This window comes from Cutibacterium sp. LaCa_286 (assembly GCF_057198075.1).
Map to the genome: position 1 here is coordinate 505,700 of NZ_CP191091.1, position 24,731 is coordinate 530,430.

Sequence of the window (24,731 nt, forward strand, 5' to 3'; positions counted from 1 at the left end):
GTGGGTCAGGCCCTGTGAATCAGGGCATCGTGGCTCGGGCACCCGATACCGGTACCTGAATCATTGTGCTCCGCGGGCCAGAATCACTGGTCCCGATCGGATCGTTTGTTGGCACGCCGGTCGTCGTCCTTGTACATGCCGGGCGTGTCGAGAACGATGTTGGTGCCCCCTGCGGCATCGGCAAGTTCCCTGGGAGCCAGCCACTTTGCGAGGTGATAGACGCCGACGGTGACGATCGTGCCCAAGGCAATACCGCCCAGGGTGAAGGACTCGGTGAACTTCAGGGACACGTCACCAATGCCAATGATGATTCCGGCAGCAACGGGAACGATGTTCACCGGATTGCCGAAATCGACCCGGTTCTCCCTCCAGATCTTGGCACCGAGCAGTCCAATCATGCCGTAGAGCACGACGGTGATTCCACCCAGGACGCCACCGGGGGTGGCTGAGATGATGGCGCCGAATTTCGGGGAGAACCCGAAGAGGATGGCCACGAGTGCGGCGACGGTGTACGCGGCGGTGGAGTACACCTTGGTGGCCGCCATGACGCCGATGTTCTCGGCATAGGTCGTCGTCGGTCCGGCACCAGCCAGGGTGGCCATCATCGAGGTGGCACCGTCTGCCGCGATGGCTCGTCCCATCTGGTGGTCGAGGTTGCGGTCCGTCATCTCGGCCACGGCCTTGACGTGGCCAGTGTTCTCGGCGATGAGGGCGATGACCACCGGCAGGGCCAGCAGGATGAAGGACAGGTGGAATGCCGGTAGGTGGAACCCGACGACGTTGCCGGCGCCGAAATGGCCTGCGCCATTCGAATCGACCGTGTACGTCCACGAGTCGAGGTCGGTCATCTGCGGCAACCCCACCCAGTCGGCGGCCCGCACCCCCGACCAGTCGACCCGGTTGACGGTGGTGCTCACGCCGTCGACGGTCTTGTGCATCGGCCCGAGAACCAGGTCCTCCAGCCACGAGAGCACGTATCCGATGATGAGCGCCACGAAGATCGCGATGCGGGAGAGGAATCCCCGCGGTGCCACCGACAGCGCCACGACAAGGACCATGACGATCAGCGCGGTCCACTGATCCACCGGCCAGTACGTCTTGGCGACGACCGGTGCCAGGTTGAACCCGATGAGCATGACGACGGCACCCGTCACCACAGGAGGAAGCAGTCGGTGCACCACCTTGGCGCCGGCGGCATGGATGATGATGCCGCACAGGAACAGCGTCAGGCCGACGACGAAGAGTGCCCCGGAGACGTCATTGGGTTTGCCGCCGGAGGCGTAGATCGCTGCGGCCACCCCCGGGAACGAGGCGGAGGAGCCCAGGTAGCTGGGTACCTCGTGCTTGGTGACGAAGATGAAGACCAAGGTCGCGATGCCCGACATCATCACGGCCAGCTGGGGGTTGAGCCCCATGAGGATCGGAAAGACGAAGGTGGCCCCGAACATTGCCACGACGTGCTGGGCACCGAGCCCAATGGTACGGCCCCACGTGAGTCGCTCGTCTGGTGCGACGATTTCCCCGGGTTCGAGCTTGCCTCCGTTGTGGAGTGTCCAGATCATGGGTTCTCCCTTCCGGGGACAGGAGTTTACCGAAACTGGCGCAGGTGCCCCATCTCACGTCGGGGGCGGCCCATCCCACATGGTGTGACCGCGAGGTGCGTGTGCCGCAGGCTCATGGCCCTCAGATCCATGAGTTGAACCACATCCTGGCCAGCCAGGCCTTCCGGGTGAGCAGACCATCGGTGAGGACGGGATAGATGAACACGAAGTTCACCGCCACCGCGACCACTGCCGCCCCCACGATGATGGCACCGATTCGCCGCCGCTCGGGTCGCTGGGCCGATCCCATGATCCTGCCCAGCCAGATGGCCAGGATCGTCACCGTGAACGGGATGATGCAGATCGCGTAGAAGAAGAACAGTGGCCGGTCGGTGTACTTGAACCAGGGCAGCCAGGTGGACGCCATGGCCACGATCGGCAGGGTGAACCGCCAGTCCCGTCCAGCGATCCACCACACGATCCCGGCAGCCAGGGCGATGGCAGCCATCCACCACAGCACCGGTGTGCCCATGCCCGAGATGACCCGCAGGCAGGTGTCGCCCACCGCATCGCAGCCATCCTGGCCGGGCTTGATGTCGTTGACGGCGTCGATGCCGATCGGACGTTGCATGATGAGCCACCCGGCCGGATGGGCCGAATAGGCGTGGGTCTGGTGCATCATGTAGTCGCCGGTGTGGAAGTTGTACATCTGCACGTGGTAGTCCCACAGCGCGGCGAGCGGGGTTCCGACCACCTTGGCCAGCCCGGGATCTGCCCGGGGGCCGCCCCACCCCTTGCCGAACGTCATCGTCGAATAGCTGCTGAGCCAGCGTCCCCACGATGCGAGGTATGTCGCGGCACCGACGACCACCAGGTACAGGAAGGCCGGAACACCGTCCTTGAGGATGGACCACCATGCGGCGCGTCCGGCACCGGCCAGCCGTCGCGCCGAGACGTCCCATGCCACAGAGACGATGCCCATCGTCGCCAGGACGAACATGGAGTTCCACTTGACGGCGCAGGCCGCTCCCAACATGATCCCGGCCACCAGACGCCACGGCCGCCACCACAGCCGCGGTCCGAACTGTCCGGCCAGGCTCAGTTGACCGCGCTGCCGGATCTCGTCGGCCAGATGATGACGGAACCAGTCCCGATCAGCTGCCACCGCCGCGACCCCGGCAACGAGGAAGGTGGCCTGGAAGATGTCGAGCAGCCCCACTCGACTCATGACGAACTGCAGGCCGTCCAGGGTGAGCAGGATGCCGGCAATGGCACCCACCATCGTCGATCGGGAGAGACGACGGGCCAGTCGAATCGTGAGGACGATCATGAGGGTGCCGAACAGTGCCGAGGAGAACCGCCACCCGAACGACGTCATCCCGAAAAGATGTTCGCCGATGGAGATCAACTCCTTGCCCAGCGGGGGGTGGACGACGAACTCCGCGTCGGGGGTCCACCCATTGCTCGTGCCAGCAGCGATCTGCGGATTGATCGTCTTGGCGTCGCCCCACGTCCCCTCGTAGCCCTGGTGCAGCATCGTCCAGGCGTCCTTGGGGTAGTAGGTCTCGTCGAAGAGCAGCTTGGAGGGGTACGAGAGGTTCCACAGCCGCATGATCAGCGCGACACCGCCGATACTGATGGTCACGAGCCAACTCACGAGGCCGTCATCCATGCGACCATCGTCAAGTTTGTCGAGTGTGGTGGCGGTGTTGCTGCTTTGGGTCACGTGCCCATGCTAAGGGGTCGGACACGTGCTTTCATGTCACACTTGGCCCTGTGAGCTCTCAGACATCCACCGGAATGGTCATTCTGGCCGGTACCCCGATCGGCGACACGGCGAGCGCATCGCCTCGCCTGGTGCAGACCTTGCAGGGCGCCCAGGTCATCGCGGCCGAGGACACCAGACGGTTGACGGACCTGCTGCACCGACTGCAGATCAGCACCTCGGCGCGGGTCGTGTCCTACTTCGAGGGCAACGAGGCCGCACGTACCCAGGAGCTGTTGGAGGCCCTGCTGGCCGGCCAGGACGTCGTGGTCGTCACCGATGCCGGAATGCCCTCGGTCTCCGACCCGGGATTCCGGCTCGTCACGGCCGCCATCGAGCACGGTGTCCGGGTGACCTCGGTCCCCGGTCCCACGGCGGTCACCACGGCCTTGGCGATCAGTGGGATGCCCACCGACCGGTTCTGCTTCGAGGGTTTCCTGCCGCGCAAGCGAGGGGAGCGGCGACGTCGTCTGCAGGAGCTGGTGGACGAAACACGCACCACCGTCCTGTACGAGGCCCCGCACCGGGTGACCGACCTGCTGCACGACGCTGTCGAGATCCTGGGGGCACAGCGACATGCCGCGATCTGCCGGGAGCTCACCAAGACCTACGAGGAGGTCCACCGTGGCACCCTGGCGCAGCTGTGTGACTGGGTCGAGCAGGGGGTGCGCGGTGAGATCACCCTCGTGTTGGCCGGGGCAACTGTGCAGACCGTCAGCCTCGCCGACGCCGTCGAGATGGTTGACGAGGTGGTGGCAGACGGTGAGAAGACCTCGCGGGCCGTCGCCGGGATCGCCGCTCGGACGGGGCTGCGGCGCCGTGAGCTCTACGACGCCTTCCTTGCCGCCCGTCGCGCCGGGGTCGGTGCCAGCCAGTCGGGCGATGGGCACGCGGAGGCTCCAGACCAACCCAGTGCAGAATGAACCAGTGCAGAATGAATGAGTGCCCCACGACCGAACGAGCAGTACGGGAGATGCAATGAGCCTCACTGACGTCCTGGCGGAAAGATCCCTGCCGCCCCTGCCCGAGCCGCTGGCCAGCCCGTGCATCGACTCCCACACCCACCTGGACACCGTCGAGGAGTTCACCGGTCTGGCTCCCGAGACCTCGCTGCACCTGGCAGCCGAGGTGGGGATCACCCGGCTGGTCCAGATCGGCTGCGATGTCGCCGGGTCACGGTTCGCCGAGCAGTTCGCCCGCAGCTACGACGGGGTCGTCGCAGCGGTGGCCATCCACCCCAATGACGCTGCCGATCTCGCGGCCCGATCCCGCAGCGAGCTCGACGAGGCCCTGGCGACGATCGACGAGCTCGCCGGGGCAGGACCACATGTGCGTGCCATCGGAGAGACCGGCATCGACCACTGGGGCACCGAGGAACCCGGCTGGCAGGTGCAGCGCGAGGTGTTCGCCGCCCACGTGCGCATGGCCCACGAGCATCACTGCACCCTGGCCATCCATGATCGGGAGGGCCACGACGACGTCCTGCACATCTTGGATCAGGAGGGCTGGCCAGAGCGCGTCATCATGCACTGCTTCTCAGGCGATGCCGAGCTGGCCCGGGAGTGTGTGCGTCATGGGGCATGGCTGTCGTTTCCCGGGGTGCTCACCTTCAACAACGCCGAACGGACTCGCCAGGCCCTGCACGCCACCCCCGTCGACAAGATCCTCGTGGAGACCGACGCCCCGTTCCTCACCCCGCACCCGCGACGTGGCAAGCGCAACGGTCCATACCTCATTGCCCACACCATCCGATTCCTGAGTGAGCAACTCGACTGGGACGAGGCATCCTGTTGTGAGCAGTTGCGGCGCAACACCCTTGCCGCCTATGGAGGGCCCTGGGAGGACGTGCATGGGGTGACGCCCCTGCAGTTGCCGGCGAGCGGTGAGGAGACACGATGAGCGGGCTGCTCGACCCCACCTCGTTGCGCTCCGTCGCCAACCAGATCGGACTGCGCCCCACCAAGACCAGGGGTCAGAACTTCGTCCACGACGCCAACACCGTGCGTCGTATCGTCGCGCTGGCCGGAGTCGATGCGCACGATCGGGTCATCGAGGTCGGCCCCGGGTTGGGATCCCTCACCCTCGGCCTGTTGGAGACGGGGGCGTCCGTGGTGGCGATCGAGATCGACGAGCTGCTCGCCGAGCAGTTGCCGAGAACCGTCGGTGAGCGCATGCCCGAGGCTGCTGACCGGCTTGACCTCGTCGTCTCCGACGCCCTGGACGTCGTCGAACTGCCTGCTGCCGGCCTGTCCGACAACAACGGAGCGGGGACGAGCGCGCCGACCGCCCTGGTGGCCAACCTGCCCTACAACGTGTCGGTACCGGTGCTGCTGCACATGCTCGAACTGTCCGATTCATGGACCACTGGTCTGGTCATGGTGCAGCTCGAGGTGGCAGATCGTCTCGTGGCAGGTCCCGGATCGAAGGTCTACGGGGTGCCGAGCGCCAAACTGGCCTGGTTCGCTCAGGCCGAACGGGTTGGTACCGTGCCTGCGAAGGTGTTCTGGCCGGTGCCCAATGTGGAGTCCGGCCTGGTACGCATCGTTTGTCGTGACCCGCCACCCACGTCGGCTTCCCGTGCTCAGGTGTTCACCGTCATCGATGCAGCCTTCGCGTCGCGACGAAAGATGCTGCGTGGCGCCCTGGGCGGTCTGTGCGGTGGTTCTGCCCGAGCCGCCGAGCTCATCGACGCCGCCGGGGTCGATCCCACGGCTCGCGGTGAGTCCCTCGCCGTCACCGACTTCGCGGCGATCGCCGAGGTCCTGGCTCGGGCCGGTGTCTGGGGCTGAGGCCTGGGCAGGATGCATGGTTCGTCGGTGGTGTCCGGGGAGTGCAGCGGTGCAGATGTGGATAGGTTGATGTCATGAGTGCAGAAGTCTCGACCGTGCCCGTTGCCGTGCGTGTCTCGGCCAAGATCAACCTTTTCCTGGGGGTCGGTCGGCGTGGCGAGGACGGCTACCACCCGCTCGCCACGGTGTTCGAGGCCATCGGGCTGCATGACGTCGTCACCGCCACGACACGTACCGATGACGCCATCACCGTCACGACCAGTGGTGAGGATGCCGATGAGGTTCCCGACGACAGGACGAACCTCGCGGTGCGAGCAGCCGATCTGTTGCGCTGCACCCGGCGCCATCCCCATCTCGGGGTGGATCTGCACCTCGACAAGGCGATCCCGGTCGCCGGCGGTATGGCAGGCGGTTCTGCCGACGCAGCTGGCGCGCTGCTCGCCTGCTCGGTGGCCTGGGGGTTGGACGCCTCTGCCGAGGAACTGCACGACCTTGCCGCCCAGTTGGGGTCCGACGTCCCCTTCTGCCTCATGGGTGGAGTGGCCCTGGGAACCGGACGTGGTGAGCGTCTCGTCCCGGTCCCCACCCCCGCCACCCACACCTGGGTCGTCGCCACAGCTCACGAGGGACTTCCCACCCCGTCGGTCTTCGGCAGGTTCGACGACCTCGGAGACGTCCACGAGGTATGTGTACCCACCCAACTCATCGCTGCCCTGGCCACGTCGGATGCCGAGGACATCGCGGACGTGATGGGCAACGACCTGCAACCTGCTGCAGTGAGTCTGCGCCCCGACCTTGCCGACGTCCTTGCCGAGGGGCGGCGTGCCGGGGCCCGGGCGGCCCTGGTGTCTGGTTCGGGCCCCACCTGCGTCTTCCTGGCCCTCGACAAGTCAGCAGCTCACCGGATCGCCGCACAGCTCGTCCAGCTGCCCCAGGTGCGCACCACTCGCATTGCCACCGGGCCGGTTGCCGGGGCCCAGCTACTCCCCAATGTTGTGGGAAGTGCCCGGGATACTGCGGGGAGTGCCCGGTGAACGAAGCAACGACGGGTGGCCCGGATGGGCAGCCAGTTGTCAGTGGCAGCAGCGCCGATGCCGTCGACAGGATCATCGCAGCCTGGAGTCGTGAGCGTCCCGACCTGCCGGTGCACTCCATGGAGGTCTGGTCGCGGGTGACACGTCTGTCCCGGCGGTTGGATCGGGCACGCTCGCGGGCCTGTGCCGTCGCTGGGCTGGAGATCTGGGAGTTCGACGTGCTGGCAGCGCTGCGCCGCTCCGGTACGCCCTACCAGCTCAGCCCCGGAGCCCTGCTCGCCGAGCTCGAGGTGACCTCTGGCACCATGACGAACCGAGTCACCCGGTTGACGCAGCGCGGCTGGGTACGTCGTCTTCCCAACCCCAAGGACGGTCGTGGAGTGATCGTCGAGCTGTGTGAGCAAGGCAGGCGACGCGTCGACTGGGCACTGGAGGAGTTGCTGGCCTCCGAGGGGCGTCTGCTGGAGACGATGGCCCCCGACCAGATCGATGAACTCGCTCACCTTCTCAAGACCGTGCTGACGCGTCAGGAAAAACTCGATCAAGACTGCGGATGAGGTGTGGCTCGGGGCTCAGACGCGCCATCCCGTTGAGAGCCAGGTCGACGAGGTGGGCGGCGACCAGTTCCTTGGACGGATTGCGATCCTCCACCCACCACAGTCCGGTCATGCCCACCATCCCGGTGAGGGCCTGGGCGTAGATGCTGGCATAGGTGGGGTCCAGCCCATGGTCGATGAACCGATCGACGATGAGCCCCTCCACCCAGGAGGCGACGTCGGAGAGGATCGACGCATATGATCCCCGTGACGAGCCGACGGGGGAGTCCCGGGAGATGATGCGAAACCCGTCGGGGTACTCATCGATGTAGTCCAACAGCACCATGACGGCAGCCTCCATGATGCGGCGAGGTCCACGACGAGACTTGCTGAGCACACAGCGCAGTCCGTCCTGCAGCAGACGCACGTGCCGATCGACGACGACGGCGTACAGACCGTCCTTGGAGCCGAAGTGCTCGTAGATCACCGGTTTGGAGACCCCTGCCCGGGATGCGATCGACTCGACGGAGGCCCGATCCGCTCCCTCGGAGGCGAACACCTGGGTGGCAACCTCAATGAGCTGCTCGCGGCGTTCCGCGCTCGTCATGCGCACCCGGTGGGCTGGCTGTCGGGATGTGTCAGACATGGGGATGAATCTACTCCCAGGTCGGTCCCGTGCCGGCATGAACCGTTGGCCCGGCCGACACACGAGGATCATGGGTACGGCAACCATGAGTACGGCAGAGCTGTCAGGGGAACTGCGCCCGGCGTGTTGCCGCGTTGATTTCCGGGCTCGCGACGTGCAGAGACGTCCCTCACGTCGCAGGAAGTGCCCCTCACCTGGCGAGAAATATCCCTCGCTTCGCAAAAAATGTCACTGTGCCGTAACCTTGAGGCGCTCGGATGAGTGATCCCCGGTTGGTCTATCGGCAGGGCCCGCCTGACTTTGAATCAGGATGAGCGATGCAGGTTCGACTCCTGCCCGGGGAGCTCAAGACGGTCTGTCACGAAGATCGTCGTGTGCAACAGGGGAGCGACGTTGAACTCGACGAGTGAACGATCGGATGGTGTGGCAGCTGTCATCGTGCTGGCTGCCGGTGGCGGCACGCGCATGAAGTCTGCGACGTCGAAATTGCTGCACCGTGTCGCGGGACGTCCCATGCTGTCGTGGGCGGTTGCCGCAGCGCGCGGTCTGGACCCGGAGAATCTCGTGGTCGTCGTCGGCCACAAACGCGACCAGGTCGAGGCCCACCTGCACGAGGACGCCCCCGACGTGCGCACTGCCGTGCAGGCCGAGCAGAAGGGCACCGGTCACGCCGTCGCCTGTGGTCTTGACGGCCTCGGCGAGTTGGATGGCGAGGTCGTCGTCACCTACGGCGACGTGCCCATGCTCACCGGCGACACCCTGCGCGATCTCGTCGCGGCCCATCGCGAGCAGGGCAACCTCGTCACGGTGCTCACGGCCGACCTGCCCGATCCCACCGGCTATGGACGCATCCTGCGCGACGGTGAGAAGGTCACCGGGATCGTCGAACACAAGGACGCCAGCGAGGATCAGCTCGCCATCACCGAGATCAACTCGGGAATCTACGTCTTCGACTCTGCGGCCCTGAGCCAGGGGGTCGCCCAGCTGTCCAACGACAATGCCCAGGGCGAGTACTACCTCACCGATGTGGTGACCATGGCTGCTGCCGGCACCGTCAGCGCTCCCGGGCACCGTGGGGTGGGAGCCTGGCGCACCGACGACCTCTGGCAGACCGAGGGTGTCAACGATCGCGTCCAGCTGGCGCGCATGAACCGTGAGGTCAACCGCCGCATCGTCGAGACGTGGATGCGAGCCGGGGTGACGATCGTCGACCCCGACACCACGTGGATCCAGCCGGACGTCGACATCGAGCAGGATGTGCAGATCGAGCCGGGAACCTTCCTCAACGGTGCCACGACGATTCGTTCGAACTCGATCGTCGGCCCGGACTGCACCATCACCGATTCCGAGATCGGCCATGACGTCGTCATCACTCGTTCCGAGGTGACCCTCACCGACATCGCCGACGGTGCACGGATCGGGCCGTGGGCCAACCTGCGGCCGGGAACCATGCTGGGGCCACAGGCCACCGTCGGTGCCTTCACCGAGACCAAGAATGCCCAGACGGGGCGTGGCACTGCCATCAAACGGCTCAGTTACGCCGGGGACGTCCAGCTCGGTGACGGGGTCACCGTCTCGGCGGGGACGGTCTTCGCCAACAACGACGGCGTTGCCAAGCAGACCAGTACCGTGGGGGACGGAGTTTTCCTCTCGTCGAGCACGACGGTCGTCGCCCCGGTTAAGATCGAGTCAGGATCCTTCATTCCGGCGGGATCCGTCATTGACGCCGAATCGGCGTCGGCCCAGGACCCGGACGACACGTCCGATGCAAGTTCAGACAACCCGACCTCGGAGGCGGACCTGTGAGTGGTGCCACACGACCCAACAACAAGCATCTCATGGTGTGCTCGGGACGCGCATACCCCGAGCTGGCAGACGAAGTAGCGCAGGAGCTGGGTGTCGAGCTGGTGCCGTCGCGGCAGGTGACCTATGCCAATTCCGAGATCTACGTGCAGTTCCAGGAATCCGTGCGTGGCTGCGACGCCTTCGTCATCCAGTCCCATGCCGCCCCGGTCAACGAGGCGCTCATGGAGCAGCTCATCATGGTCGACGCCCTCAAGCGGGCCTCCGCCAAGCGGATCACCGTGGTGTCGCCGTTCTACCCCTACGCCCGTCAGGACAAGAAGCACCTGGGACGAGAGCCCATCTCGGCTCGCCTGGTCGCCGACCTGTACCGGGCGGCTGGTGCCGATCGCATCATGAGCGTCGACCTGCACGCCGCCCAGATCCAGGGATTCTTCGACGGCCCGGTCGACCACCTGTGGGCCCTGCCGGTGCTCTCGGACTATGTGCGTGAGAAGTACCAGGGTGAGGAGATGGCCGTCGTCTCCCCGGATGCCGGACGAGTGCGTCTGGCCGACATGTGGACCGACAAGCTGGGCTGTCAGCTGGCCATCATCCACAAGCGTCGCGACCCGAACAAGGCCAATGAGGTCACCACTCACGAGGTGGTCGGTGACGTCAAGGGCAAGACCTGCCTGCTCGTCGACGACATGATCGACACCGCCGGCACCATGTGCCAGGCCGCCCAGGCCCTCAAGGATCATGGTGCTTCCCGCGTCATCGCCGCGGCGACCCATCCGGTGCTCTCCGGTCCGGCTGCCGAGCGCCTCAACAATTCGTGCATCGAGGACCTCATCGTCACCAACACCCTGCCGATTCGCAAGGACGTGGAGATCCGCAACCTCACCGTGCTGTCGATTGCTCCGCTCGTTGCCAAGGCCATTCAGGAAGTCTTCGAGGACGGTTCGGTCACCAGCCTGTTCCGCTGAGTCCACGATGGTCCTGCAGAAACCATCCACTGCCGCTGAGGAGTTGCCTCAGCGGCAGTGTTTTCCCAGGTCTTGTGTTTTGCCGGCAACCGCAGTTATCATTGCCGGGCTTGGCGAGGGGTTCTGGGTCATGGCCGGCTGCGCACCCGCAGTGATCGATGGTGGCGTGGGGCATCGGCTCGGGAACCCGTGATCGACTGGCTGTCTCCGCCCGGAGACCCGTTCCGCTCGTCGAGCTGTGTCAGTTCCGAGTGAGGAGAATGAACATGGCGAACGTCATCACACTGAAGGCCACCGAGCGCACCGAGTTCGGCAAGGGGCCGGCACGTCGGCTTCGTGCTGCCGGACAGGTTCCCGCCGTTGTCTACGGCCAGGGCCACGACCCCAAGCACATCGTCCTCGAGGGCCACGAGTCCATGCTCGCCCTGCGCCAGGAGAACCAGCTGCTGTCCATCGAGGTCGAGGGTCAGAGCCCTGTTCTCGCCCTGCCGAAGGAAGTTCAGCGCGACGTCATGACGGGCTTCCTCAAGCACGTCGACCTGTTGTCGATCACCAGCGGCCAGAAGGTTGGTGTGCAGGTGGCGCTGCGCGTCGAGGGTGAGCCTGCCCCCGGCACCATCGTCAACACCGAGTTCAGCGAGATCGACGTCGAGGCCGACGCCATGTCCATCCCGGACGCTCTCACCATCTCGGTCGAGGGCCTCGAGGCCGGCAGCTCGATCCTCTTCAAGGACATCACCCTGCCCGAGGGCGTCGAGCTCGTCGACGACCCCGACGAGGTTGTCGCCTCCGTGCAGTTCCCCGACGCCGAGGACCTCGGTGACGAGGAGGAGGACGCCGAGGACGAGTCCGAGGAAGCTGCTGAGTGAGCTGGCTCATTGCCGGGCTGGGCAATCCCGGCCCGGCGTACACCAGGACCCGACACAATGTCGGGTATTTGGTTGTCGAAGAGTTGCGCCGCCGCGCGAACGAGAGATGGACGTCCGCGCGGGCGCAGCGTGCCGACGTGGTGCGCACCCGCACCAGCCCGGTTGGGCTGGGAGCACCTGGCGCGCAGACCGAGCCAGTGGTGCTCATGCGCTCCCGCACCTACATGAACGAGTCGGGGATCGCCGTCCGCAAGGTCGCGGACTTCTCACACATCAGTCCCGACCACCTCATCGTCGTCCACGACGAACTCGACCTGGATCTCGGTCGGATGCGGCTCAAGGCCGGTGGTGGTGACAATGGCCACAACGGGTTGAAATCCATCCGTGCCCATCTACGTACCGGCGACTTCAACCGGGTTCGATTCGGTGTGGGACGACCGCCCGGGCGCATGAATCCCGCCGACTACGTTCTGAGCAATTTCCCTGCCCGCGATCAGAATGATCTGGATCTTCAGGTGACCCTGGCAGCAGACGCCGTCGAGATGATCATGACCGATGGCCTCGCGGCGGCCCAGAACCGCTACAACACCTGAATCATCTTCTCGGTTCCAGCTGGTCAAACCCCCTTCCGACAAGGTCCTTCGCTGATTCGACAGCTGCGTCGCACTGATGGCGCTGCGAGGCTCCTGACCGAGCATGAGAATTGTCGCTGTGGCAGCGGGGGGTGAACGCGCTCCATCAGCTTCCCCCGTCCTCCCAGCCACTGGTCCCCACAAGGCTGCCCTGGCACATACACTGACCCGGTGAGTTCTGATGGTTTGATCACTCTGCTGTCCCAGGAACCCGTGCTGGCACGTGCCAGCACCGACGCCTTGGCTGGGCGTGTCCCCACTCTTGATCTCACAGTGACCCCGCCCGCTCGTCCAGCAGTGGCGGCCACCCTCACCAGACAGTTCGCCGGCACCGAACGACTCCCCATCCTGCTGGTGACGAGCACCTTCCGGGAGGCCGAGGAGACCACCACCACCCTGGAGTCGTGGCTCGGCCCCGACGAGGTGGCCTACTACCCGTCCTGGGAGACCCTGCCGCACGAACGTCTGAGCCCACGTACCGACACCGTGGGGCGGCGCATGGCCGTGCTCCGTCGCCTCGTGGGCAATGCAGCTGCCCCAGCACCCTCCGTGGTGGTGGCTCCGGTGCGTGCCCTGCTGCAACCCCAGGTTGCCGGGTTGGGCGGCATCACGCCGGTGGAACTGCGAGTGGGCGACAACCATGACCTCAGCGACCTTGCAACCCAGCTGGTTGCAGCTGCCTACTCCCGGGTCGACATGGTGGAACGCCGCGGCGAGTTCGCGGTACGTGGCGGGATCGTCGACGTCTTCCCGCCCGTCCTGGACCACCCGGTGCGCATCGATTTCTTCGGTGACGAGATCGAGGAGATCCGCTCCTTCGAAGTTGCCGACCAACGCTCCACCGACGAGACCCACGAGGTCGTGCTGTGCTCGCCATGCCGTGAACTCATCCTCGATGACGCGGTGCGCGCCCGGGCCCGACAGCTGCTTCCCGATCATCCCGAGCTCTCCGACATGCTGGAGAAGATCGGCCAGGGGCAGGCCGTGGAGGGCATGGAGGCCCTCATCCCCGCGCTCGTCGACGACACCGAGCTGCTCGTCGACGTGTTCCCGGACACGGCCACCGTCATCCTGTCCGATCCAGAACTGGTGCGATCGCGAGCGGCCGATCTGGTGCGTACCTCCGAGGAGTTCCTCAACGCCGGTTGGGCGGCGGCAGCTGGCGGCGGGAATGCCCCGATCGACCTGGCCTCCGGGGGCTACCGCAGCCTGGCCGAGGTGCGGCGCCGGGCGCTGGAACGCGGCATGTCGTGGTGGTCCATGTCCTCGTTCTCCCTGGACATGACCACTGCCGATGGCACCGCCGCCACCGACGAACTCACCGAGCCGCAGGACGACTGGACCAGTGCACCGCAGACCGTCAATCCCCAACTCGTCGAGGTCGAACCCTGGCGAGGTGACGTCGAGGCTGCCGTGCAGCACCTGTCCGCCCGACTGACCGATGACTGGATGGTCGTACTCACCGCTGAGGGTGAGGGGACGGCCCGCCGTATGCACGAGCTGCTCACCGAGCACGGGATCCGGGCGTCCATCGTCGACGACGTCGATGCCACCACCACCGAACCCACCGTCCAGATTGTACGAATGCACCAGCGTCGTGGTTTCGCCAGCCAACGGTTGCACCTGGTCGTCCACTCCACCGGCGATCTCGTCGAGAGCCCGGACCAGGACAATCCGTCCGCCCGACGGATGCCCCGACGGCGTCGCAACCAGATCCAGCCCATGGAACTCAAGGCTGGCGACCTCGTCGTGCACGAACGGCACGGGGTTGGCCGCTACGTCGAGATGATCCAGCGTACGGTGGCCGGAGCCACCCGCGAGTACCTCGTCATCGAGTACGCCCCTGCCCGGCGTGGCCAACCCGGTGACCGGCTCTTCGTGCCCATGGACTCCCTGGACCAGATCTCCCGCTACGTCGGTGGCGATGCCCCGAGTCTGGACAAGATGGGCGGCGCGGACTGGAAGAAACGCAAGAGCCGTGCCAAGAAGGCGGTGCGCAAGATCGCCGCCGAACTCATCAAGCTCTACGCCGCCCGCCAGGCCACCAAGGGCCATGCCTTCGGCCCCGACACCACCTGGCAACGGGAATTGGAGGATGCCTTCGCCTACGTCGAGACGCCGGACCAGCTCACCACCATCGCCGACGTCAAGGCAGACATGGAACAAGTGGTGCCGATGGATCGTCTGGTGTGTGGCGACGTCGGTTACGGCAAGACCGAGATCGCGGTGCGAGCTGCCTTCAAGGCCGTCCAGGATGGCAAACAGGTCGCCGTGCTCGTGCCCACCACCCTGCTCGTCCAACAGCATCTGCAGACCTTCACCGAACGCTACGCCGGCTTCCCGGTCAATGTCGCGGCATTGTCGAGGTTCCAGACCGATGCCGAGGCAAAAGCAGTGCGGGAGGGCATCGAACGCGGCACGGTGGACGTCGTCGTCGGCACCCACCGACTGTTGAGCAGTCAGGTGAAGTTCAACGACCTGGGACTGGTCATCATCGACGAGGAGCAGCGCTTCGGTGTCGAGCACAAGGAGGCTCTCAAGCAGCTACGAGTCAATGTCGACGTGCTCGCGATGAGTGCCACCCCGATCCCTCGCACCTTGGAGATGGCGGTGACGGGTATTCGTGAGATGAGTACCATCACCACCCCGCCGGAGGAACGCCATCCGGTGCTCACCTTTGCCGGCCCCTACGACGAGGGCCAGGTCGTCGCCGCCATCCGGCGTGAGCTCGCCCGCGAGGGGCAGGTGTTCTTCATCCACAATCGGGTGCAGTCCATCGAGAAGACGGCCAAGAAGATCCGCGAACTCGTTCCCGAGGCCCGGGTGCTCACCGCCCACGGCCAGATGCCCGAGAAACAGCTCGAGCAGATCATGGTGGATTTCTGGGAGCGTCGCGCCGACGTCCTGGTGTGCACGACGATCGTCGAGTCCGGCATCGACATCTCCACCGCCAACACCCTGCTCATCGACCGTGCCGACCTCATGGGGCTCTCCCAGCTGCACCAGCTGCGTGGCAGGGTGGGCCGCTCCCGGGAGCGCGGGTACGCGTACTTCCTGTACCCGGCAGACAAACCCATCTCCCAGATGGCCCACGACCGGCTGGCGACGATGGCGGCGCACACCGATCTGGGTGCCGGCATGGCGATCGCCATGAAGGACCTGGAGATTCGTGGGGCCGGCAACCTGTTGGGTGGCGAGCAGTCCGGCCACATCGCCGATGTCGGTTTCGACCTCTACATTCGCCTGGTGGGCGATGCGGTCTCGGAGTTTCGTGGGGAGAAGGATGCCGACGAGGAACCCGAGATGCGCATCGAGTTGCCGGTGGATGCCAGTCTGCCGGCCGACTACGTGGAGACCGAGCGGTTGCGTCTGGAAATGTACAAACGACTCGCCCAGGTACGTGACGACGCCGAGATCGACGCGATTGCCGAGGAACTGCAGGACCGCTACGGCCCCCTCCCCGAACCGGTGCAGAACCTGCTGGGGGTGGCACGGTTTCGACTGCTGTGTCGAGCTGCCGGTGTTCGGGACGTCGTGCCGGCCGGCAACAACATCCGATTCTCCCCGGTGCAGCTCCCCGAGTCGCGCGTCATGCGGTTGAAGCGGCTGTACCCCGGATCCGTCGTCAAGCAGACGGCCGGGATCATCCTGGTGCCCAAACCCAGGACGGAGCGGATCGGAGGACGCATGCTCCAAGGGCATGAACTGCTCGACTGGGCATCGAGCGTCATCACCTCGGTCATCGCTCCACGGCAAGGCTGACGCCCACTCGCCCCGGTTCCTCACCCCGACGTCCACGTTGCTGCGCGATCCTTCGCAGCTCGGTGCGGGGGCGTTGCCCACGCCGAGCTCGGGATGGTGACCATCGCACAAGGAGCGGACTGGGCGGCCGCCTGCGAATCGTCCCGCAGCGCTCGCAGCCAGGCTGTTGCGGCGGTGGTCCCGGCTGTTCAGTGCGCTCCCGCCAGATTACCCAAGGTTGGCCGCGAAGCGCCCAGGGGACGTAGTATCGACGGTGATCGCACGTAGTGCCGCTGTTGCGGCGTCCACTCAGGGGAGAGCCAATGATCTCGTCTCGTTCCGTCCCGCTGCGAGCCGTCGCCGGTGTTGCCATTGCCGCGCTGGCCCTCACCGGCTGCAGCAATCGTCCCTCCGACGGAATCCGGGCAGGTGACAGCGTCGTGTCGATGAAGACGGTCGATCAGACCACCAAGGACTGTGCGAAGTATGTTCAGAACCCCAACATGCCGGCCAACCAGGTGGTGGCGACCGCCTTGGCGCAGGGGGCTGTTGCCGATGAGATACTCAAGCGCACCAACCGATCGGTTTCCCACGACGAGCTCACCAAGATTGGTGAGATGAACCGGATGGACGTGCTCATCAAGGATCCCAAGTGTCGGGTCCTCTCGGATTCGGTGAGCAAACTCGTCCACATCGCCACGAATGACGGCCAGGACAAGACGCTCAAGGAGATCCACGACGTCGACGTCGACCTCAACCCCCGGCTGGGCCGATGGGATCCCCAGAACGTCGTTGCCGGCGGAGTCTCATCCCTGTCGGAGCCTTGGTCCGGATCGCAACAGTGACCGAGCGGCCCCAGGACAGCTTCGACGAGCTCGTGGCGGTCATGGCCCGTACTCGCCATGACTGTCCGTGGGATGCCTCCCAGACCCATCGCAGCCTGGTCACCTACCTCATCGAGGAGACCGGGGAACTCGTTGATGCCCTGGAGACTGGCAGCGACGACGACGTCGTCGAGGAACTGGGTGACCTGCTGCTGCAGGTGGTCTTTCACAGCCAGATCGGTGCCGAGCAGGGCCGTTTCGGCATTTCCGAGGTGATCGGCGGAATCGTCACGAAACTGGTGCGACGGCATCCGCACGTCTTTGCCGAGGAACAGGTCCCAGACGACATGGACGTCACCTGGGAGCAGCGCAAGGCTGCGGAGAAGGGCCGCACCTCCAGTCTCGACGGTATTGCACAATCGCTCTCCAGCATTGCCCGTGCCACGAAAGTCGTTTCACGGGCACGCAGTCATCAGGTTCCGGTGGACCTTCCCGACGAGCCGATCGGCACCGAGGTCGGCGAGCAGATCCTCATCCTCGTCGCCCGGGCCCAGGCCAGCGGCGTCGACGCCGACCAGGCCACTCGTGAGGCCCTTCGTCGTCTGGAGGGGCGCATCGCTGCCGCCGAGTGAGCAGGATGCCATTCGCGCGCGGCGCTGACCAGACATGGCTGTCGGCACGGGACGGGCGATCCGATGCCTGCCCGGCGTCATGTTCGTCGACGGTGCTGCTGCGCGCCTTGAACAGCTCCGATAGTCTGGGGGCTGGACGAAAGATCCTCTCTGAAAGGTTGGTCCATGGCAACCATCGAATTCATCGATGCACGTGAGATCCTCGACTCGCGCGGCAACCCCACTGTCGAGGTCGAGATCATTCTCGACGACGCGACCGAGGCCCGTGCCGCCGTTCCGTCCGGTGCCTCCACCGGCGACTTCGAGGCCGTTGAGCTTCGCGACGGCGACAAGGATCGCTACAGCGGCAAGGGTGTTCTCAAGGCTGTTGAGAACGTCAAGGAGACTCTGGCCGAAGAGGTCATCGGATACGACGCCTCCGAGCAGCGCATCATCGATTCGGTGATGATCGAGCTCGACGGAACCGACAACAAGGGCAAGCTCGGTGCCAACGCCATCCTCGGCGTGTCCCTGGCCGTCGCCCGTGCCGCCGCCGACTCGGCCGAGCTGCCCCTCTACCAGTACCTGGGTGGACCGAACGCCCACGTCCTGCCCGTTCCCATGATGAACATCCTCAACGGTGGAGCCCACGCCGACTCCGACGTCGACATCCAGGAGTTCATGATCGCCCCGATCGGTGCGGACTCCTTCCGTGAGGCCTACCGCATGGGCGCTGCCGTCTACCACGCACTCAAGAAGGTCCTCAAGGACAAGGGCCTGGCCACCGGTCTGGGTGACGAGGGCGGCTTCGCCCCGAACCTGCCCAGCAATGCCGCTGCCCTCGACCTCATCTGCGAGGCCATCAAGGCTGCTGGCTACGAGCCCGGCAAGGACGTCGCCCTGGCCTTGGACGTCGCCGCCTCCGAGTTCTACGCCGACGGCAAGTACAACTTCGAGGGCTCGGCCAAGTCGAGCGCCGAGATGGTCGAGTACTACGAGCAGCTCGTTGCCAAGTACCCGCTGGTCTCCATCGAGGACCCCTTCGACCAGGAGGACTGGGAGTCCTGGACCGCCTTCAACGAGAAGGTCGGCGACAAGGTGCAGATCGTCGGCGACGACCTGTTCGTCACCAACCCGCAGCGCCTGGCCAAGGGCATCGAGACCAACGCCGCAAACGCCCTGCTGGTCAAGGTCAACCAGATCGGTTCGCTCTCGGAGACCATCGACGCCGTCGAGCTGGCCCACCGCAACGGTTACCGTTGCATGATGTCGCACCGTTCCGGTGAGACCGAGGACACCACCATCGCCGATCTCGCCGTCGCCCTGAGCACCGGCCAGATCAAGTCTGGAGCCCCGGCCCGTGGCGAGCGCGTCGCCAAGTACAACCAGCTGCTGCGCATCGAGGAGGAGCTCGACGATCAGGCCGTCTACGCCGGTCGTTCCGCCTTCCCCCGCTTCCAGGGCTGAGCGGTGACGCAATGCTTGTGAGCAACTGACCTTCGGCCCGGCCCCGTGAGGAGCCGGGCCGAAGCTTTGGGAGGCGCTGCCAACTTGGGTGCCATGTGCTGCGTGTCCCATCGTGATGGCCATACCTGTGGCACAGCCCGTCCCAGGTGAGCCTGCTCGAATTCTGCTGGCTGGTGCACGAAGATGGGAATGATGACGAACTCACGTAGACCCGCCACCCCAGGTCGTGGTGGCCAACGCCGTCGCGGTACGTCCGCCCCCGGCTCGGGAGCGGACCGGCGTTCTGGTACCAGACGCCGTCAGGACGCGGGGGGACGCACCGTGCGTACCAAGGAGCCACGGCAGGAGCAGAACGGTCTGGAGGAACAGTCCGTGCCAGACACCGGCCTGTCCCTTGCCGCCCGGGCGATGATTTTTGGTGCGGTGATCTTTCTCATCGTCCTCATGGTTGCCCCCAGCCTCAATGTGTACTTCGACCAGCGAAGGCGTCTGCAGGAGTTGCAGCAGCAGGAGACGGACACCAAGTCCTCCATCGCGGCCCTCAACGATGAGACCCAGCGGTGGAAGGATCAGGATTTCGTGCGTACCCAGGCCCGTTCCCGGCTGGGGTGGGTGAAACCTGGCGAGGTGGGTTATCGAGTCATCGGGGACGACGGTGAGGTCATTGGCATCTCGGACCAGGTTGCCGGTCTGTCTGCCAACCGCCCCAAACCCACTCCGACGGTGTGGTGGAAGTCCTTGTCGCAGTCCGTCACCACGGTTGACCGTCCGCCCAAGGCGAAGAAGGATGAAGGGGCAGTCCCCAAGGCATCGTCCACCCCGCTGCCGGGAAATCGTGGTTCGGCGGCAGCGAGCTCAACTGCACAACCCGCACCACATGCGTCATCTGGCCCCCGATGACCGCGTGTGGCTGTCGATCCTGTCTGCAGCCCAGTGGCCAGCCATCTCCCACAAGCACCATGCCGAACCGAAGGACATGAACACCCATGGATCTCCAACCCTTCACACCTGCCGACGTCGCCACCGTGCGCGACCAGTTGGGACGCGAGCCGCGTGCCGTGGCCGGTGTCGCCTGGCGCTGTCCGTGCGGACGCCCCGGGGTGATCGCCACCGAGCCGAGACTGCCCAATGGCAGTCCCTTCCCGACGACCTACTACCTCACCTGTCCACGTGCAGCTTCGCTCATCGGTAGATTGGAGGCCTCTGGACTCATGGCGCAGATGACCGAACGGCTGGCCGGGGACCCCGAACTTGCCGAGGCCTACCAGGCGGCTCATGAGCGGTATCTGGCGGATCGGACACAGATCGCCGCGGAGCAGGGTACGGGGCCGGTTGCACAGATCGAGGGGATCTCTGCTGGCGGCATGCCCACCCGAGTCAAGTGCCTGCACGCCCTGGCGGCCCAGGCCCTGGCCAGCGGCCCCGGCGTCAATCCTCTGGGCGACGAGGTCGTCGCCGAACTGGGAGAGTTCTGGACCAATCCGTGTCATCCGGAGCACGTGGCCCCAGAGCGTCCAGCCATCCCCCAAAACCCCGATGATTCCGATGACTCCGAACATTCTGATGACTCCGGGCGCCCCGGCAGCTCAGAGCCCCGTCACCGTCCTGAGCCACCTGTGCCACACGATCCCGGGTCGTCCCGGAACCTGGCCACCCCACCCGCAAATCCATCAGAGCACCACGAGTCGGAGGCCTCATGAGCACCTCAACCCCACCAGTTGCGGCCATCGACTGCGGAACCAATTCCATCCGCCTGCTCATTGCCTCACTCGATGAGCAGGGAGGTCTCGTCGAGCATGCCCGCAAGCTCGAACTGGCCCGACTGGGGCAGGGAGTTGACGCCACTGGGGCGTTTCACCCCGATGCCTTGCAGCGCACCTTCGATGCCTGCGAGAAGTACCGTCACCTCATCGAGGCATCCGGGTGTGACACGATCCGTTTCGTCGCCACTTCCGCTGCCCGCGACGTCTCCAACCGTGACGAGTTCGAAGCCGGGGTACGGCAGCGTCTCGGTGTCGTACCAGAAGTGATCCCTGGTCTGGAGGAGGCGCGTCTGTCCTTCTCCGGGGCTGTTTCCGGGGTGTCGTGCCCTGCTGATCCCATCCTCGTCGTCGACTGTGGCGGTGGCTCGACCGAGCTCGTGCTGGGCAGGCTCGACGGGTCGATCATCTCCTCGGTGAGCCTCGACGTGGGGTCGGTGCGACTGCGGGAGCGTTTCCTGCATGACGACCCACCCACTGCAGAACAGAAGGATCAGGCACGGGCTCTCGTCGCTGGTCTGCTGGACAACTGTGCGGTGGACGTGGCCGAGGCCCGCACCGCGATCGGAGTTGCCGGGACGGTGACGAGTCTCTCGGCGATCAATCAGGGGCTGCGGGAGTACGACAGAGCTGCGGTGCACCGATCCGTACTGGACGCAGCGGACGTGCACGCGCTCGCCGAACGACTGCTCTGCGCAACCGTCGACGAGGCGGAGACCATGGGGCCGCTCAAACGTCGCCGTGCCGAGGTCATCTGCGCAGGGGCCCTCATCATCGACGAACTGGTCGGCCGGCTCAGCTGCCCCCAACTCGTCGTCAGCGAGGCCGACATCCTTGACGGAATCGCCCTGGATCTGTTGCGTCGGTGACGATTCCCACGAGCTTCAGATATCGTTGCCTGATGGCACCCACCGGGAGGCCCTCGTAGCCCAACGGCAGAGGCAGGCGGCTTAAACCCGCTCCAGTGCGGGTTCGAATCCCGCCGAGGGCACAGCGAGACTGGTTGGGATCTTCCGTGGCGTTGTCTACGATTGAGCCAACCGAAGTTTCTGCAAAGGAAGGCCAATGGGCAATCCCGTTTTCGGGCGAGCAGATGTTTTTCAGCCTCGCCACCCCCAGCAGTCCGCCAACCATGGCTCACCGGCCGGTGAGTGGGGCACGTCACAGCCGTACCTGCAGGGCCAGGGAATGGTCGGCGCTGCTGCCATGGGGCAGCCGGGGGGCGTGGATCAGCCGCGTCAGGCGACCATGACCTTGGATGATGTCATTGCCAAGACGGGCGTCGTCCTGCTCGTCCTCGCAGCTGCAGCAGCCCTCACCTTCTCCTTCGTCGGGACGAACCTTGCGACTGCTGGGACGATCACGGTTGTCACCAGCTTGGTGAGTTTCGTCACAGTGCTCATCGTGAGTGCCCGCAGACGCGTGCCGGCGGGTGGGGTCATGGCCTATGCCCTCGTCGAGGGCGTGTTCATCGGTGCCTTCTCGGCAGTTTTCGAGGCCATGTATCCCGGAATCGTCGTTCAGGCGGCGTTGGGTACTTTTGCCGCGGCCGGAGTCACCTTGGCCGTGTACAAATTCACCGGGTTCCGCGTCACCAGTCGGTTCCGCAGGATCGTCACGATCGCAACGTTCGGGTTTGCCGGTGCCATGCTGCTCAACCTCATTCTCGCGCTGTGCGGGATCAACCTTGGCATCCGTGACTCCGGTGGCGCGGTCAGTGGCATAGCGATCATCGCCTCGATCGTGGGGGTCGTGCTGGCAGCATCCAGTCTCATCATGGACTTCGACTCGGTACGCGTCGGTATCGACAACCATGCGCCAACCTCCGAGTCGTGGCGGGCGGCATTCGGTATCGCGGTGACGATGGTCTGGCTCTACACGGAGATCCTGCGAATCCTCAGCTACTTCCGGGAATGACGGGTGACGGCGTCTGCATGTGACGCGCACCCGGTGAGGTCGACGATTGATGGCCCCCATTGTGGGGCCATCGTCATGTCTGCGGTGGTACGGACTCGGATCACTGGCTGGGGACGTCACCCAGGTGCCGTTCCAGGCAGCTGCGTGTTGCCGATCCCCAGGAGAGTCGCCGCCATTGCGGCAGCGGAACCCATCGCGCGAGCCGGGTCGTCCCACCGACGTCCAGAACTATGGGGTCAGTGGGATCTGGCGCAGTGGCGCTGTAGATGATCCGCAGGGCGTGGAAATCCTCCAGCTTGCCCGATGGGGCGCGGCCAATCCAGTGGTCGGACTGCAACTCCAGTATCCGATTGAGACGCACGTGTTGTGCGGACTCCTCCATGACTTCTCGCAGGACGGCCTGGGCTGGGGACTCCCCGGGCTCGATCCCGCCTCCAGGCAGGGTCCACAGACCGGGCACGGACGTCTCCTCGGAGCACTCGGTGCCCAACATGCCCCGGCCGGAGCGAACCACGGCGCATGCCGAGACTCGCTGGTAGGGGTGGACGGTCTCACCCGCGTGTCGATCGGTGGTGAGGTCCGGCACCCCACGGCGGACGAACGGTATCTTCGTGTGCCGGTGCCGTTTGGAGATGTGCACGGTGACGCAGATGTCGTCGTCGACGAGCTCGGCAGACAGGTAGTCACGGATGACGTACCCCTGAGACCACAGAACCTCGTGTGGATTGACGCCGTGACCGACCGAGAAGGTATGGATCACCCCGCTACCTGGCATTCCCACGGCGGTGACGATCACCTCTCCATTCAACCACTGCACTCAAGATGGTGGCGGCGGGGTGAGGGTCACGTGACCTCATTGGTGATGTCACGTCCCTGCAGGTCGTGCACGGTGTGGGCGTCGCCGGTGTCCACGGTGATGGTGGGCAGTGACGTTCCGTGACTCATGTCAATGGTGAGTTTGGGAACGTCGGAGTTCTTCGGGTCCTTGGAGTTCGCGTCCACCAAGGCAGCCAGGACGGCTGGGTCGACGTCCGTGGGACTGAACAGGTCTGCAGGGGAGTCGTCCTGGCGCGGTACCGACCAGACGGGGAGTTTTGCCGACCGGGTTCGGCGGATGACGAGGTCCTGGCCGTTCTGCGATGCGGTGGAGTTCTGCTCAGGCGCGTCAACGACGATTCCGTGCGCAGGATCAAAGGTGATCGATCTCACCAGGGGGGAGGCGCCGACGGCATCCTTGAGGCCTTCGGCCATGCCCTGGGCAGTCGTGAAGTCGAGCACATTGATGACCGAACCGTCTGCTCGGAAGAACACCGGGCGCGTCTCGGGTCTCGTGGTGACAGTCATGAGGACGGTGCCGGCGTTGTACTCGACGATCTGCAAGCTCTGGTTGGACTCGGAACCGGCGAGTCGGGCAGCGGTCGCCAGGATGCTCGGGACCTTGTCCAGGGCGAACTGTGTGGGGTCGAATGGCGTCGATGACACCTGGGTGCTCTGGGTGTCGCTGGTGGAGACGATTCCCCGTGACCACGTCCAGGTGAGCAGACCATCCGGGCCATTGACCGTGAGACTCACCTGGGTCTTGGTGATGTCGATCTTCGTCACCGGGGCAGCCCCCGACGCCTGGATCAGATCGGCCACGATGCGCGTGGCGTTGCCGGGGCGCAGGGGTGAGGCTCCTGGGTCAATGGTGCTCACTGGCGTCATCTCGATACGTTCTGGGTCGGGCGCGGCGGATTGGGAGCTGCACCCGGTTGCGATGGCTGTGCACAGGGCAACGGTGACGATGCTGGCAGCACAACGGCGGTGAGAACGGTACGGCACAGGGAAA

Annotated in this window: 20 protein-coding genes, 2 tRNA genes and 2 pseudogenes; 19 read left to right on the forward strand and 5 right to left on the reverse strand. The window is 65.3% G+C overall.

Going from position 1 to position 24,731, the window contains the following annotated elements:
• Positions 1-83: 83 nt before the first annotated feature.
• Together ACP8JZ_RS02095 and ACP8JZ_RS02100 are read right to left on the reverse strand one after the other, a co-directional pair.
• Positions 84-1,562: a uracil-xanthine permease family protein gene (locus ACP8JZ_RS02095; protein ID WP_306517527.1), complete on the reverse strand. Its 1,479-nt coding sequence runs from the start codon at positions 1,560-1,562 to the stop codon at positions 84-86.
• A gap of 121 nt (positions 1,563-1,683) precedes the next feature.
• Positions 1,684-3,213, reverse strand: a complete 1,530-nt coding sequence (locus ACP8JZ_RS02100) for a dolichyl-phosphate-mannose--protein mannosyltransferase (RefSeq protein ID WP_036903864.1) — start codon at positions 3,211-3,213, stop codon at positions 1,684-1,686.
• A gap of 128 nt (positions 3,214-3,341) precedes the next feature.
• Between ACP8JZ_RS02100 and rsmI the strand changes: the two genes are divergently transcribed.
• The 5 genes from rsmI to ACP8JZ_RS02125 all read left to right on the forward strand — a co-directional run bounded on the left by rsmI (position 3,342) and on the right by ACP8JZ_RS02125 (position 7,686).
• Entirely contained in the window at positions 3,342-4,229 is an 888-nt protein-coding gene (gene rsmI / locus ACP8JZ_RS02105) for a 16S rRNA (cytidine(1402)-2'-O)-methyltransferase (protein WP_306517543.1), read from the forward strand.
• A 55-nt stretch (positions 4,230-4,284) separates the two neighbouring features.
• Positions 4,285-5,205, forward strand: a complete 921-nt coding sequence (locus ACP8JZ_RS02110; RefSeq protein ID WP_484482623.1) for a TatD family hydrolase — start codon at positions 4,285-4,287, stop codon at positions 5,203-5,205.
• The gene (gene rsmA / locus ACP8JZ_RS02115) at positions 5,202-6,095 is read left to right on the forward strand and encodes a 16S rRNA (adenine(1518)-N(6)/adenine(1519)-N(6))-dimethyltransferase RsmA (RefSeq protein WP_484482624.1); all 894 of its coding nucleotides are present in this window, start codon (positions 5,202-5,204) and stop codon (positions 6,093-6,095) included. Before ACP8JZ_RS02110 ends, rsmA begins: the two co-directional genes overlap by 4 nt.
• Before the next feature lie 74 nt (positions 6,096-6,169).
• Positions 6,170-7,129, forward strand: a complete 960-nt coding sequence (locus ACP8JZ_RS02120) for a 4-(cytidine 5'-diphospho)-2-C-methyl-D-erythritol kinase (protein WP_484482625.1) — start codon at positions 6,170-6,172, stop codon at positions 7,127-7,129.
• Positions 7,126-7,686: a MarR family winged helix-turn-helix transcriptional regulator gene (locus tag ACP8JZ_RS02125; RefSeq protein ID WP_484482626.1), complete on the forward strand. Its 561-nt coding sequence runs from the start codon at positions 7,126-7,128 to the stop codon at positions 7,684-7,686. The genes ACP8JZ_RS02120 and ACP8JZ_RS02125 overlap by 4 nt, the downstream gene beginning before the upstream one ends.
• Here ACP8JZ_RS02125 and ACP8JZ_RS02130 read toward each other — a convergent pair.
• Positions 7,637-8,272, reverse strand: coding sequence for a TetR/AcrR family transcriptional regulator (locus ACP8JZ_RS02130; RefSeq protein WP_323461862.1), 636 nt, complete (start codon positions 8,270-8,272; stop codon positions 7,637-7,639). The genes ACP8JZ_RS02125 and ACP8JZ_RS02130 overlap by 50 nt on opposite strands.
• A gap of 304 nt (positions 8,273-8,576) precedes the next feature.
• Between ACP8JZ_RS02130 and ACP8JZ_RS02135 the strand changes: the two genes are divergently transcribed.
• From ACP8JZ_RS02135 to ACP8JZ_RS02200, 14 genes and pseudogenes are all read left to right on the forward strand, one after another.
• Positions 8,577-8,655, forward strand: a tRNA-Gln gene (locus ACP8JZ_RS02135).
• Positions 8,656-8,776: 121 nt separating this feature from the next.
• A pseudogene (gene glmU / locus ACP8JZ_RS02140) lies at positions 8,777-10,033 on the forward strand (bifunctional UDP-N-acetylglucosamine diphosphorylase/glucosamine-1-phosphate N-acetyltransferase GlmU); the annotation flags it as partial.
• Between the two features lie 80 nt (positions 10,034-10,113).
• The gene (locus tag ACP8JZ_RS02145; RefSeq protein ID WP_021104833.1) at positions 10,114-11,082 is read left to right on the forward strand and encodes a ribose-phosphate diphosphokinase; all 969 of its coding nucleotides are present in this window, start codon (positions 10,114-10,116) and stop codon (positions 11,080-11,082) included.
• A gap of 266 nt (positions 11,083-11,348) precedes the next feature.
• Positions 11,349-11,951 (forward strand): 50S ribosomal protein L25/general stress protein Ctc, encoded by a 603-nt coding sequence (locus tag ACP8JZ_RS02150; RefSeq protein WP_306517523.1) that lies wholly within the window; start codon positions 11,349-11,351, stop codon positions 11,949-11,951.
• The gene (pth, locus tag ACP8JZ_RS02155) at positions 11,948-12,544 is read left to right on the forward strand and encodes an aminoacyl-tRNA hydrolase (RefSeq protein ID WP_306517522.1); all 597 of its coding nucleotides are present in this window, start codon (positions 11,948-11,950) and stop codon (positions 12,542-12,544) included. The genes ACP8JZ_RS02150 and pth overlap by 4 nt, the downstream gene beginning before the upstream one ends.
• A gap of 210 nt (positions 12,545-12,754) precedes the next feature.
• Positions 12,755-16,345, forward strand: a complete 3,591-nt coding sequence (gene mfd / locus ACP8JZ_RS02160; protein WP_484482627.1) for a transcription-repair coupling factor — start codon at positions 12,755-12,757, stop codon at positions 16,343-16,345.
• Between the two features lie 302 nt (positions 16,346-16,647).
• On the forward strand, positions 16,648-17,169 hold the full coding sequence (locus ACP8JZ_RS02165; RefSeq protein ID WP_484482628.1) for a hypothetical protein: 522 nt from the start codon (positions 16,648-16,650) through the stop codon (positions 17,167-17,169).
• Positions 17,157-17,780, forward strand: a complete 624-nt coding sequence (locus ACP8JZ_RS02170) for a nucleoside triphosphate pyrophosphohydrolase (protein WP_484482786.1) — start codon at positions 17,157-17,159, stop codon at positions 17,778-17,780. Before ACP8JZ_RS02165 ends, ACP8JZ_RS02170 begins: the two co-directional genes overlap by 13 nt.
• Positions 17,781-17,945: 165 nt before the next feature.
• Positions 17,946-19,226, forward strand: coding sequence for a phosphopyruvate hydratase (eno, locus tag ACP8JZ_RS02175; protein ID WP_023035045.1), 1,281 nt, complete (start codon positions 17,946-17,948; stop codon positions 19,224-19,226).
• A 189-nt stretch (positions 19,227-19,415) separates the two neighbouring features.
• Positions 19,416-20,126, forward strand: a complete 711-nt coding sequence (locus tag ACP8JZ_RS02180) for an FtsB family cell division protein (protein WP_286320862.1) — start codon at positions 19,416-19,418, stop codon at positions 20,124-20,126.
• Between the two features lie 86 nt (positions 20,127-20,212).
• A pseudogene (locus ACP8JZ_RS02185) lies at positions 20,213-20,737 on the forward strand (DUF501 domain-containing protein); the annotation flags it as partial.
• Positions 20,738-20,922: 185 nt separating this feature from the next.
• Positions 20,923-21,855 (forward strand): Ppx/GppA phosphatase family protein, encoded by a 933-nt coding sequence (locus ACP8JZ_RS02190; RefSeq protein ID WP_323457722.1) that lies wholly within the window; start codon positions 20,923-20,925, stop codon positions 21,853-21,855.
• A gap of 49 nt (positions 21,856-21,904) precedes the next feature.
• Positions 21,905-21,977: transfer RNA gene (locus ACP8JZ_RS02195), tRNA-Leu, on the forward strand.
• 74 nt (positions 21,978-22,051) lie between these two features.
• On the forward strand, positions 22,052-22,903 hold the full coding sequence (locus ACP8JZ_RS02200) for a Bax inhibitor-1/YccA family protein (RefSeq protein ID WP_286320866.1): 852 nt from the start codon (positions 22,052-22,054) through the stop codon (positions 22,901-22,903).
• Between the two features lie 100 nt (positions 22,904-23,003).
• Here the strand turns inward: ACP8JZ_RS02200 and ACP8JZ_RS02205 are convergent, their stop codons facing one another.
• Together ACP8JZ_RS02205 and ACP8JZ_RS02210 are read right to left on the reverse strand one after the other, a co-directional pair.
• Positions 23,004-23,678, reverse strand: a complete 675-nt coding sequence (locus tag ACP8JZ_RS02205) for an NUDIX hydrolase (RefSeq protein ID WP_484482787.1) — start codon at positions 23,676-23,678, stop codon at positions 23,004-23,006.
• Positions 23,679-23,746: 68 nt separating this feature from the next.
• Positions 23,747-24,607 carry a hypothetical protein gene (locus ACP8JZ_RS02210; RefSeq protein ID WP_484482788.1) on the reverse strand — a complete coding sequence of 287 codons (861 nt, stop codon included), beginning with the start codon at positions 24,605-24,607 and terminating at the stop codon, positions 23,747-23,749.
• Between the last annotated feature and the right edge of the window lie 124 nt (positions 24,608-24,731).